General features: G+C 60.2%; 8 protein-coding genes. All 8 read left to right on the forward strand.

What is annotated here, in order from left to right; genetic code table 11:
* Positions 1–36 precede the first annotated feature (36 nt).
* Positions 37–1,113 (forward strand): S-methyl-5-thioribose-1-phosphate isomerase, encoded by a 1,077-nt coding sequence (gene mtnA, locus EI969_RS03695; protein WP_160385986.1) that lies wholly within the window; start codon positions 37–39, stop codon positions 1,111–1,113.
* Between the two features lie 416 nt (positions 1,114–1,529).
* Complete coding sequence (gene gyrA, locus EI969_RS03700; RefSeq protein WP_160385987.1) at positions 1,530–4,184, forward strand: DNA gyrase subunit A; 2,655 nt, start codon at positions 1,530–1,532, stop codon at positions 4,182–4,184.
* A 228-nt stretch (positions 4,185–4,412) separates the two neighbouring features.
* On the forward strand, positions 4,413–5,498 hold the full coding sequence (gene serC / locus EI969_RS03705) for a 3-phosphoserine/phosphohydroxythreonine transaminase (RefSeq protein WP_160385988.1): 1,086 nt from the start codon (positions 4,413–4,415) through the stop codon (positions 5,496–5,498).
* Positions 5,498–6,592, forward strand: a complete 1,095-nt coding sequence (pheA, locus tag EI969_RS03710) for a prephenate dehydratase (RefSeq protein ID WP_016770924.1) — start codon at positions 5,498–5,500, stop codon at positions 6,590–6,592. The genes serC and pheA overlap by 1 nt, the downstream gene beginning before the upstream one ends.
* A 13-nt stretch (positions 6,593–6,605) precedes the next feature.
* Entirely contained in the window at positions 6,606–7,718 is a 1,113-nt protein-coding gene (gene hisC / locus EI969_RS03715; protein ID WP_160385989.1) for a histidinol-phosphate transaminase, read from the forward strand.
* 28 nt (positions 7,719–7,746) lie between these two features.
* On the forward strand, positions 7,747–9,954 hold the full coding sequence (locus tag EI969_RS03720) for a bifunctional prephenate dehydrogenase/3-phosphoshikimate 1-carboxyvinyltransferase (RefSeq protein WP_256678222.1): 2,208 nt from the start codon (positions 7,747–7,749) through the stop codon (positions 9,952–9,954).
* Positions 9,951–10,640, forward strand: a complete 690-nt coding sequence (gene cmk / locus EI969_RS03725; protein ID WP_160385991.1) for a (d)CMP kinase — start codon at positions 9,951–9,953, stop codon at positions 10,638–10,640. The genes EI969_RS03720 and cmk overlap by 4 nt, the downstream gene beginning before the upstream one ends.
* A 120-nt stretch (positions 10,641–10,760) precedes the next feature.
* Positions 10,761–12,452 (forward strand): 30S ribosomal protein S1, encoded by a 1,692-nt coding sequence (gene rpsA / locus EI969_RS03730; protein WP_007973639.1) that lies wholly within the window; start codon positions 10,761–10,763, stop codon positions 12,450–12,452.
* The last annotated feature ends 15 nt before the right edge of the window (positions 12,453–12,467 follow it).

A 12,467-nucleotide genomic window follows, 5' to 3' on the forward strand; every position in this document is an offset into this window, starting at 1 on the left:
AATCGGCGGCTTTTGTACATGAGTGCGGGGTGTGGGATGCGCGATCGACTGTTGGCTGCGGAGAAGGTGAAGGCCATCGATTGGCGTGATGGCGCTCTCCATCTGCTGGATCAGCGTGTTTTGCCGTTCGAGGAAACCTGGATCGCCTATACCAGCGCCGCTGGCGTGGCCGAGGCCATTCGCTCGATGGTGGTGCGTGGCGCGCCGGCCATCGGCATCAGCGCCGCTTATGGCATCGTGCTCGCGGCCCGCGCGCGGATTGCCGAAGGTGGCGACTGGTACGCGGCGCTGGAAGAGGATTTCATGCTGTTGGCCGATTCCCGTCCTACTGCAGTCAACCTGTTCTGGGCGTTGGGTCGCATGCACGACCGGCTTGATCGGTTGAAAGAAAATGCCGATCCGCTGGCGGTACTGGAGGCGGAGGCCATCGCCATTCATGAAAGTGATCGCGAAGCCAACCTGACCATGGCGCAACTGGGTGTCGACCTGATCCGCAAGCATCAGGGCAACGCTCAGGCGATCCTGACCCACTGCAACACCGGCGCGCTGGCCACGGGCGGCTTCGGCACGGCGCTGGGCGTGATTCGTGGTGCATTCATCGAAGGCATGGTCGAGCAGGTCTATGTCGATGAAACCCGCCCATGGCTGCAAGGCTCGCGGCTGACCGCGTGGGAACTGGCCAATGAGGGCATTCCCGTGACCCTCAACGTCGATTCCGCTGCCGCGCATATCATGAAGACCAAGGGCCCTACCTGGGTCATCGTCGGCGCTGACCGGATCACCGCCAACGGCGACGTGGCCAACAAGATCGGCACCTATCAACTGGCCGTCAACGCCATGCACCATGGTGTGCGCTTCATGGTGGTGGCGCCGAGTTCGACCATCGACATGAACCTGGCCAGCGGCGATGACATCCCGATCGAAGAGCGCGATGGTCGCGAGTTGCTGGAGGTCGGCGGCAAGCGCGTCGGGGCTGACGTCCATGCCTTCAACCCGGTGTTCGACGTGACGCCGGCGGACCTGATCGATGCGATCGTCACCGAAAAAGGCATCGTCGAGCGCCCGGATACGGCGAAGATGGCGCAGTTGATGTGTCGCAAGCGTCTGCATTGATTATCTTTGGCGTCTAGTCAATCGCTTTCGCGGGCAAGCCCGCTCCCACAGTGTTTTATGGTGTTCGCAAAACCTGTGGGAGCGGGCTTGCCCGCGAAGAGGCCCTTAAAGTCAACAAATGAGCCAGAATCAGCCACAAATTCTCCATTCAACACGTCTCTGAGCCTCTCTCGTCCCCTTCAAGCCTGTCATCGGTCAACTAACTACTCTCCATGCGCATCTGGGGGATAGGTGCGTGGCGGCTCTTGTGATAACATCCGGCGGTTTCCAAGGTTGCCCCGCGGGGTGACCTTTACTGCGCAGATCCATGGCATAACTCGTTGATTTGTCGTAAGCCAATGCATGGCACTTAGCCTGCGGCGGCGAGCTTCGTTGGTCCTGACGAAGTTTCACCAGAAAAAGGAATCAGGCTTCTCATGGGCGAACTGGCCAAAGAAATCCTCCCGGTCAATATCGAAGACGAGCTGAAGCAGTCCTACCTCGACTACGCGATGAGCGTAATTGTCGGGCGGGCACTGCCGGATGCGCGCGATGGCTTGAAGCCCGTGCACCGGCGTGTGCTGTTCGCGATGAGCGAGCTGGGCAACGACTTCAACAAGCCGTACAAGAAATCTGCCCGTGTTGTCGGTGACGTGATCGGTAAGTATCACCCGCACGGTGATACCGCGGTGTACGACACCATCGTTCGGATGGCGCAGCCATTCTCCCTGCGCTACCTGCTGGTAGACGGCCAGGGCAACTTCGGTTCCGTGGACGGCGACAACGCCGCGGCCATGCGATACACCGAAGTGCGCATGACCAAGCTGGCGCACGAGCTGCTGGCCGACCTGCACAAGGAAACCGTGGACTGGGTGCCGAACTACGACGGCACCGAAATGATCCCGGCGGTCATGCCGACCCGTATTCCCAACCTGCTGGTCAACGGCTCCAGCGGTATCGCCGTGGGCATGGCGACCAACATTCCGCCGCACAACCTCGGTGAAGTCATCGACGGTTGCCTGGCGCTCATCGACAATCCCGAGCTGACTGTCGACGAACTGATGCAATACATCCCTGGTCCGGACTTCCCGACCGCCGCGATCATCAACGGTCGCGCCGGCATCATCGAAGCCTACCGTACCGGTCGCGGGCGCATTTACATGCGTGCCCGCTCGATGATCGAAGACATCGACAAGGTCGGTGGCCGTCAGCAGATCGTCATCACCGAACTCCCTTACCAGTTGAACAAGGCGCGTCTGATCGAGAAGATCGCCGAGTTGGTAAAAGAGAAGAAGCTCGAAGGCATCACCGAACTGCGCGACGAGTCCGACAAGGACGGCATGCGCGTCGTGATCGAGCTGCGTCGCGGCGAAGTGCCTGAGGTCATCCTCAACAACCTCTACGCCCAGACCCAGCTGCAGGCGGTGTTCGGTATCAACATCGTCGCGCTGATCGACGGTCGTCCACGCATCCTGAACCTCAAGGACCTGCTGGAAGCCTTCGTTCGTCACCGTCGCGAAGTCGTTACCCGTCGTACCGTGTTCGAGCTGCGTAAAGCACGCGAGCGTGGTCACATCCTTGAAGGTCAAGCGGTTGCCCTGTCGAACATCGACCCGGTCATCGCCCTGATCAAGGCGTCGCCAACCCCGTCGGAAGCCAAGGAAGCGCTGATCAGCACGCCTTGGGAGTCCTCGGCGGTGGTGGCGATGGTTGAACGAGCCGGTGCCGATTCGTGCCGTCCGGAAAACCTCGATCCGCAATACGGTCTGCGCGACGGCAAGTACTTCCTGTCGCCAGAACAGGCGCAAGCCATTCTGGAACTGCGTCTGCACCGCCTGACCGGTCTGGAACACGAAAAACTGCTGGCCGAGTATCAAGAGATCCTCAACCAGATCGGCGAGCTGATCCGTATCCTCAGCAGCGCCACGCGCCTGATGGAAGTGATCCGCGAAGAGCTGGAAGTGATCCGCGCCGAGTACGGCGACGTACGTCGCACCGAGATCCTCGATGCCCGTCTCGACCTGACCCTGGGCGACATGATCCCGGAAGAAGAGCGCGTCGTGACCATTTCCCACGGTGGCTACGCCAAGACCCAGCCGCTGGCTGCGTACCAGGCCCAGCGTCGTGGCGGTAAAGGCAAGTCGGCGACCGGCGTCAAGGATGAGGACTACATCGCTCACCTGCTGGTTGCGAACAGCCACACCACGCTGCTGCTGTTCTCCAGCAAGGGCAAGGTGTACTGGCTGAAAACCTACGAAATCCCCGAGGCGTCCCGCGCTGCCCGTGGTCGTCCGCTGGTCAACCTGTTGCCGCTGGACGACGGTGAGTACATCACCACCATGCTGCCGGTCGAGGAGTACACCGAAGGTCACTACATCTTCATGGCCACCGCCAACGGCACCGTGAAGAAGACCCCGCTGGAATCCTTCAGCCGTCAACGCAGCGTCGGCCTGATCGCGCTCGAGCTGGATGAAGGCGACGTATTGATCAGCGCGGCCATCACCGATGGCGAGCGCGAAGTCATGCTGTTCTCCGACGGCGGCAAGGTGACGCGCTTCAAGGAATCCGACGTTCGCGCTATGGGCCGTACCGCCCGCGGTGTGCGCGGCATGCGTCTGCCGGAAGGCCAGAAGCTGATTTCCATGCTGATCCCGGAAGAAGGCAGCCAGATCCTTACCGCTTCGGCGCGTGGTTATGGCAAGCGCACGGCGATCACCGAGTTCCCTGAGTACAAGCGTGGCGGTCAGGGCGTTATCGCCATGGTCAGCAACGACCGTAACGGCCGTCTGGTCGGTGCGGTCCAGGTGCTCGACGGCGAGGAGATCATGCTGATTTCCGACCAGGGCACTCTGGTGCGCACCCGTGTCGACGAAGTCTCCAGCCTGGGTCGTAACACCCAGGGCGTGACCCTGATCAAACTGGCCAACGACGAAACACTGGTCGGGCTTGAGCGGGTTCAGGAGCCGTCGGAAGTCGAGGGTGAAGAGCTGGAAGGTGAAGAAGGGGCTGAGTTCGAGGCGCACGTCGTGAGCGACGATGCTGTCGAAGACCAGCAACTCGACGCTGCCGCTGACGAAGAGCCACAAGAGTAAGTGGACAAACAGGGGGCGGATGAAAATTCGCCCCCTTGTTGTTTGTCCCTTTGAATAATTATGTCCCTCCTGTAGGAGCGAGTTCGCTCGCGATGGACGTTAACGATAACGCGGGAAGCCTGATATCCCGCGGCGTTCTCAGGTTTTTCGCGAGCAAGCTCGCTCCTACAGGATATTGATCGATTTTGCGTTATTGCGTGATACCACCAAATCAGAGCGAGATTGGATGTGAGCAAGAGAGCCTATAACTTCTGTGCCGGTCCTGCGGCGCTTCCCGAAGCTGTCCTGCAGCGCGCCCAGGGTGAACTCCTCGACTGGCACGGCAAGGGCCTGTCGGTCATGGAAATGAGCCATCGCAGTGATGAGTTCGTGTCCATCGCGACCAAGGCCGAGCAGGATCTGCGTGATCTGCTGAATATCCCCTCGAACTATAAAGTGCTGTTCCTGCAAGGTGGCGCCAGCCAGCAATTCGCGCAGATTCCTCTGAACCTGTTGCCGGAAAACGGCTCGGCCGACTATATCGACACCGGTATCTGGTCGCAGAAAGCCATCGAAGAAGCTTCGCGCTACGGCCACGTCAACGTTGCCGGCACCGCCAAGCCTTACGACTATTTCGCCATTCCCGGCCAGAACGAGTGGAAGCTGTCGAAAGACGCGGCCTACGTTCACTATGCGCCGAACGAAACCATCGGCGGCCTGGAATTCCAGTGGATCCCGGAAACCGGCGACGTTCCGCTGGTGGCCGACATGTCCTCGGACATCCTGTCGCGCCCGGTGGATGTTTCGCGCTTCGGCATGATCTACGCCGGCGCCCAGAAAAACATCGGCCCGAGCGGCATTGTCGTCAACATCGTCCGCGAAGACCTGTTGGGCAAGGCCCGTTCCCTGTGCCCGACCATGCTCGACTACAAGGTGGCGGCCGATAACGGCTCGATGTACAACACGCCGCCGACCCTGGCCTGGTACCTGTCCGGCCTGGTGTTCGAGTGGCTCAAGGAGCAGGGCGGCGTCGAGGCCATCGGCAAGCTCAACGAAGTCAAGCAGCGCACGCTGTACGACTTCATCGATGCCAGCGGCCTCTACAGCAACCCGATCAACAAGTCGGACCGCTCGTGGATGAACGTGCCGTTCCGCCTGGCTGATGATCGTTTGGACAAGCCGTTCCTGGCCGGTGCCGACGAGCGTGGCCTGTTGAACCTCAAGGGTCACCGTTCCGTGGGCGGCATGCGCGCCTCCATCTATAACGCCGTCGATATCATCGCCGTCAATGCGCTGATTTCGTACATGGCAGAGTTCGAGAAGGAACACGGCTAATGTCTGAGCAAGAACTCAAGGCACTGCGCGTTCGCATTGATGCTCTGGACACCAAGGTGCTGGAGCTGATCAGTGAGCGTGCGCGCTGCGCCCAGGAAGTCGCGCGGGTAAAGATGGCCTCGCTGGCCGAAGGCGAAGTGCCGGTGTTCTATCGTCCCGAGCGTGAAGCTCAGGTGCTCAAGCGTGTCATGGAGCGCAACCAGGGGCCGCTGGGCAACGAAGAGATGGCGCGCTTGTTCCGCGAAATCATGTCGTCGTGCCTGGCGCTCGAGCAGCCGCTGAAAGTGGCTTACCTCGGCCCTGAAGGTACCTTCACCCAGGCGGCGGCCATGAAGCACTTTGGCCACGCGGTGATCAGCAAGCCGATGGCGGCGATCGACGAAGTGTTCCGTGAAGTGGCGGCCGGTGCGGTGAATTTTGGCGTGGTCCCGGTGGAAAACTCCACCGAGGGCGCGGTCAACCACACCCTCGACAGCTTCCTCGAGCACGACATGGTGATCTGCGGTGAAGTCGAGCTGCGTATCCACCATCACCTGTTGGTCGGTGAAAACACCAAGACCGACAGCATCAGCCGCATCTACTCCCACGCACAGTCACTGGCCCAGTGCCGCAAGTGGCTGGACGCCCATTACCCGAATGTCGAGCGCGTGGCGGTGTCCAGCAACGCCGAAGCGGCCAAGCGGGTCAAGGGCGAGTGGAACTCGGCGGCGATTGCCGGCGACATGGCGGCCGGCCTGTATGGCCTGACCCGTCTGGCCGAGAAAATCGAGGACCGTCCGGACAACTCGACGCGTTTCCTCATGATCGGCAATCAGGAAGTGCCACCGACCGGCGACGACAAGACGTCGATCATCGTTTCGATGAGCAACAAGCCGGGTGCGCTTCACGAGTTGCTGGTGCCGTTCCACGACAATGGCATCGACCTGACCCGAATCGAGACGCGTCCGTCGCGCAGTGGCAAATGGACCTACGTGTTCTTCATCGACTTTGTCGGCCACCACCGTGATCCGCTGATAAAAGGTGTGCTGGAAAAGATCAGTCAGGAAGCAGTGGCACTCAAAGTGCTGGGTTCCTACCCGAAAGCAGTTCTCTAAGGGGCGGTAGCAAATGAGTGGCAATTTCCTCGCTCTGGCACAGCCGGGCGTGCAACAACTTTCGCCTTACGTTCCGGGCAAACCCGTGGACGAACTGGCGCGTGAGCTGGATCTCGATCCGGCCAGCATCGTCAAGCTGGCGAGCAACGAAAACCCGCTGGGCCCCGGCCCCAAGGCGCTGGCGGCGATCCGCGAGGCGCTGGCCGAGCTGACCCGCTATCCGGACGGCAATGGCTTTGCGCTCAAGTCTCTGCTGGCCGAACAGTGCCGTGTCGAGCTCAATCAAGTGACGCTGGGCAACGGTTCCAACGACATTCTTGAACTGGTGGCGCGTGCCTATCTGGCGCCGGGCCTGAATGCCGTGTTCAGCGAGCATGCGTTCGCGGTCTACCCGATTGCCACTCAGGCTGTCGGCGCACAGGCCAAGGTGGTTCCGGCCAAGGACTGGGGGCATGACCTGCCTGCCATGCTGGCAGCCATCGATGCCAATACCCGTGTGGTCTTCATCGCCAACCCGAACAACCCGACCGGGACCTGGTTCGATGCCGAGGCATTGGATGAATTCCTGCAGGATGTTCCGGAGCATGTACTTGTCGTGCTGGACGAGGCCTACATCGAGTACGCCGAAGGCGGTGATCTGCCGGATGGCCTGGACTACCTGGCGGCGTATCCGAACCTGCTGGTTTCACGCACCTTCTCCAAGGCCTATGGCCTGGCGGCGCTGCGCGTGGGTTACGGATTGTCCACGCCGGTGGTGGCAGACGTGCTGAACCGCGTACGCCAGCCGTTCAACGTCAACAGCCTGGCCCTGGCCGCTGCTTGCGCGGCGTTGAAGGATGAAGAGTATCTGGCGCAAAGCCGCCAGTTGAACGAGTCCGGCATGCTGCAACTGCAAGCCGGTTTCCGTGAGCTGGGGCTGAGCTGGATTCCATCCAAAGGCAACTTTATCTGCGTCGATCTCGGTCAGGTCGCGGCCCCGGTGTTCCAGGGCCTGCTGCGTGAAGGCGTGATCGTGCGCCCGGTAGCCAACTACGGCATGCCCAATCACCTGCGCATCACCATTGGCCTGCCGGCTGAGAACAACCGCTTCCTTGAAGCGTTGACCAAGGTCCTGGCCCGTGGTTGATGTCACTGCACTGCAATCTGCTGAACCTATGATCGGTCGCCTGGTGGTGGTCGGTCTGGGGCTGATCGGTGGTTCGTTTGCCAAGGGCTTGCGTGAAAGCGGCATGTGCCGCGAAGTGGTCGGGGTCGATCTTGACCCGCAATCGCGCAAGCTGGCGGTCGAGCTGGGTGTGGTGGATCGTTGTGAAGACGACCTCGCGGCTGCATGCCAGGGTGCCGACGTGATTCAGTTGGCAGTGCCGATTCTGGCCATGGAGAAAGTGCTCGCGCGTTTGGCGAGCATGGATCTGGGGCAGGCGATCCTGACGGATGTCGGCAGCGCCAAGGGCAATGTGGTGCGCGCGGCAACCGAGGCGTTCGGTGGCATGCCGGCGCGGTTCGTGCCGGGCCATCCGATTGCCGGTTCCGAGCAGAGCGGGGTGGAAGCCTCCAATGCCGAACTGTTCCGTCGCCACAAAGTGATCCTGACGCCGCTGGAGCAAACCGATCCGGCAGCCCTCGCGGTTGTCGACCGTTTGTGGCGCGAATTGGGCGCCGATGTCGAGCACATGCAGGTCGAGCGTCACGACGAAGTATTGGCGGCGACCAGTCATCTGCCGCACTTGCTGGCGTTCGGTTTGGTCGATTCGTTGGCCAAGCGCAATGAAAATCTTGAGATCTTCCGTTACGCTGCGGGCGGTTTCCGCGATTTCACAAGAATCGCCGGAAGCGACCCGGTCATGTGGCACGACATCTTCCTCGCCAACCGCGAAGCTGTCCTGCGCACACTCGATACATTTCGCAGCGATCTCGACGCCTTGCGCGACGCGGTCGATGCAGGGGATGGGCACCAATTGTTGGGCGTTTTCACGCGCGCCCGGGTTGCCCGCGAGCATTTCAGTAAAATCCTGGCCCGCAGGGCCTATGTGGACGCTATGAATTCCAACGATCTGATCTTCCTGGCTCAACCTGGTGGCCGCCTGTCCGGTCGGATTCGCGTACCGGGTGACAAATCGATTTCCCACCGTTCGATCATGCTTGGCTCCCTGGCCGAAGGCGTCACCGAAGTCGAAGGCTTCCTCGAGGGCGAAGATGCCCTGGCGACCTTGCAGGCTTTCCGTGACATGGGCGTCGTGATCGAAGGTCCGCACCACGGTCGCGTGACCATTCACGGCGTTGGCCTGCATGGCCTGAAACCGGCGCCGGGCCCGATCTATCTGGGCAACTCCGGTACTTCGATGCGCCTGCTCTCCGGCCTGCTGGCTGCGCAGAGCTTCGACAGCACCCTGACCGGCGATGCTTCTCTGTCCAAGCGCCCGATGAATCGCGTCGCCAATCCGCTGCGTGAAATGGGCGCGGTGATCGAAACCGCCGCTGAAGGTCGTCCGCCGATGACCATTCGTGGTGGCCACAAGCTCAAGGGCCTGACCTATACCATGCCGATGGCCAGTGCCCAGGTGAAATCCTGCCTGCTGTTGGCCGGCCTGTATGCCGAAGGCAAGACCACGGTTACCGAGCCTGCACCGACCCGTGACCATACCGAGCGCATGCTGCGCGGCTTCGGCTACCCGGTAACGGTCAGCGGTGCGACCGCATCGGTCGAGTCCGGCAACAAGCTGACGGCGACCCACATTGAAGTGCCGGGCGATATCTCGTCTTCGGCGTTCTTCCTGGTGGCCGCTTCGATCGCCGAAGGTTCGGAGCTGGTGCTCGAGCATGTCGGCATCAACCCGACCCGCACCGGTGTGATCGACATCCTGCGCCTGATGGGCGCCGACATCACCCTGGAAAACCAGCGTGAAGTGGGTGGCGAACCGGTAGCCGACTTGCGCGTACGCGCAGCTAAACTCAAAGGTATCGAGATTCCCGAGGAGCTGGTTCCACTGGCCATCGACGAATTCCCGGTACTGTTCGTGGCGGCTGCCTGTGCCGAAGGGCGCACCGTGCTGACCGGCGCCGAAGAACTTCGGGTCAAGGAGTCGGACCGCATCCAGGTGATGGCGGACGGTCTGCTGGCGTTGGGCGTCAAGTGCGAGCCGACTCCGGACGGCATCATCATCGACGGCGGCCAGATCGGCGGCGGTGAAGTGCACGGCCATGGCGACCACCGTATCGCCATGGCGTTCAGCGTTGCTTCGCTGCGCGCCAGTGCGCCAATCCGCATTCATGATTGCGCCAACGTCGCGACGTCGTTCCCGAACTTCCTCGCGCTGTGCGCGCAGGTCGGCATTCGTGTGGCGCAAGAGGCTCAGTCGTGATCAACATTGCACCGGTCATCACCATCGATGGGCCAAGCGGGTCGGGCAAGGGCACGGTAGCCGGGATTCTGGCCAAGCGCCTGGGCTGGAACCTGCTGGATTCCGGTGCGTTGTACCGATTGCTGGCCTTCGCTGCGCATAACCACGGTGTCGACCTGACCAATGAAGAGCTGCTGAAGAAACTCGCCGCTCATCTGGACGTGCAGTTCATCGCGGCGACGGACGGTCAGTTGCAGCGGATCATCCTGGAAGGTGATGAAGTCAGCGATGTCATCCGCACCGAAAGCGTCGGATCCGGCGCTTCCCAGGTGGCTGCGCTGCCCGCTGTGCGCGAGGCGCTGCTGCAGCGCCAGCGTGCTTTTCAGGAAGCGCCGGGGCTGGTGGCCGATGGCCGCGACATGGGCACCGTGGTTTTTCCGGATGCATCGCTGAAGATTTTTCTGACCGCCAGTGCCGAGGAGAGGGCGCGCCGTCGATATTTGCAGTTGAAGGGCAAAGTCGAGGGTGTTAGTCTGTCGAGTCTGCTAGATGAGATACGTGCGCGCGATGAGCGTGACACCCAGCGAGCGGTAGCCCCGCTCAAACCGGCGGCTGACGCCATACAGCTGGATTCCACGGAATTGTCCATCGACCAGGTGCTGGAACGCATCATGAGCGAGATCGCCATTCGCGATATCGCCGGGTGACCAAGAAGGCCGCAGGGGACCAGTCATAGTCCTGCGGTGGCTTCTTTTAAATGAAACTAACCCACACCGTCTGGGGTGTGGAGATGGGCGTATTCTTCGCCCTCATCAACAGGAATTAAAATGAGCGAAAGCTTTGCGGAACTCTTTGAAGAAAGCCTAAAAACCCTGAACCTTCAGGCAGGCTCCATCATCACCGGTGTTATCGTTGATATCGATTACCAAGCTCGCTGGGTAACCGTTCACGCTGGCCTGAAGTCTGAAGCACTCATCCCGCTTGAGCAGTTCTACAACGACGCTGGCGAACTGAACATCAACGTCGGTGACGAAGTTCACGTTGCTCTGGACTCGGTTGAAGACGGCTTTGGTGAAACCAAGCTGTCCCGTGAAAAAGCCAAGCGCGCTGAATGCTGGATTGTTCTGGAAGCAGCCTTCGCAGCCGAAGAAGTGGTCAAGGGCGTTATCAACGGTAAGGTTAAAGGCGGCTTCACTGTCGACGTTAACGGCATCCGTGCGTTCCTGCCAGGTTCTCTGGTTGACGTCCGTCCAGTGCGCGACACCACGCACCTGGAAGGCAAAGAGCTGGAATTCAAGGTCATCAAGCTGGACCAGAAGCGCAACAACGTTGTCGTTTCCCGTCGCAGCGTCCTGGAAGCCGAGAACTCCGCCGAGCGCGAAGCTCTGCTGGAATCCTTGCAGGAAGGCCAACAAGTCAAAGGTATCGTCAAGAACCTCACCGATTACGGCGCATTCGTCGATCTGGGTGGCGTCGATGGCCTGCTGCACATTACCGACATGGCTTGGAAGCGTATCAAGCATCCTTCCGAAATCGTCAACGTTGGCGACGAGATCGATGTCAAGGTTCTGAAGTACGATCGCGAGCGCAATCGTGTTTCCCTGGGCCTGAAGCAACTGGGCGAAGATCCATGGGTTGCTATCAAAGCCCGTTACCCAGAAAGCACTCGCGTTACCGCTCGTGTAACCAACCTGACCGACTACGGCTGCTTCGCTGAGCTGGAAGAAGGCGTTGAAGGTCTGGTACACGTTTCCGAAATGGACTGGACCAACAAGAACATCCACCCTTCGAAAGTCGTACAAGTCGGCGACGAAGTGGAAGTCATGGTTCTGGACATCGACGAAGAGCGTCGTCGTATCTCCCTGGGCATCAAGCAGTGCAAATCTAACCCATGGGAAGATTTCTCTGGCCAGTTCAACAAGGGCGATAAAATCTCCGGCACCATCAAGTCGATCACCGATTTCGGTATCTTCATTGGTCTGGACGGCGGCATCGACGGCCTGGTTCACCTGTCCGACATCTCCTGGAACGAAGTGGGCGAAGAAGCCGTACGCCGTTTCAAGAAGGGCGACGAGCTGGACACCGTTATCCTGTCGGTTGACCCAGAGCGCGAGCGCATCTCCCTGGGTATCAAGCAACTGGAAAGCGATCCGTTCTCCGAGTACGTTCAAGAGAACGACAAAGGCGCAATCGTTAAGGGCATCGTGAAAGAAGTTGACGCTAAAGGCGCCATCATCACTCTGGCCGACGATATCGAAGCGACTCTGAAAGCATCCGAAATCAGCCGTGACCGCGTTGAAGACGCGCGCAACGTTCTGAAAGAAGGCGAAGAAGTAGAAGCCAAGATCATCAGCGTTGACCGCAAGAGCCGTGTAATCCAGCTCTCGATCAAGTCGAAAGACGTTGAAGACGAGAAAGAAGCAATTCAGAGCCTGCGCGACAAGCCAGTAGCTACTGATGCTCCTGTGGCCACCACTCTGGGTGACCTGCTGCGTGCACAAATGGAAAAGCAGAACTAAGTTCTGTCAGACCAT

It is taken from the genome of Pseudomonas sp. PB101 (assembly GCF_009764265.1).
Lineage (GTDB): Bacteria > Pseudomonadota > Gammaproteobacteria > Pseudomonadales > Pseudomonadaceae > Aquipseudomonas.

Excerpts from the sequence above, each read along its gene's own strand:
- EI969_RS03720 (WP_256678222.1), top strand. The coding sequence starts at position 7,747 with ATGATCGGTCGCCTGGTGGTGGTCGGTCTGGGGCTGATCGGTGGTTCG.
- hisC (WP_160385989.1), top strand. The coding sequence starts at position 6,606 with ATGAGTGGCAATTTCCTCGCTCTGGCACAGCCGGGCGTGCAACAACTT.
- gyrA (WP_160385987.1), top strand. The coding sequence starts at position 1,530 with ATGGGCGAACTGGCCAAAGAAATCCTCCCGGTCAATATCGAAGACGAG.
- mtnA (WP_160385986.1), top strand. The coding sequence starts at position 37 with ATGCGCGATCGACTGTTGGCTGCGGAGAAGGTGAAGGCCATCGATTGG.
- pheA (WP_016770924.1), top strand. The coding sequence starts at position 5,498 with ATGTCTGAGCAAGAACTCAAGGCACTGCGCGTTCGCATTGATGCTCTG.
- rpsA (WP_007973639.1), top strand. The coding sequence starts at position 10,761 with ATGAGCGAAAGCTTTGCGGAACTCTTTGAAGAAAGCCTAAAAACCCTG.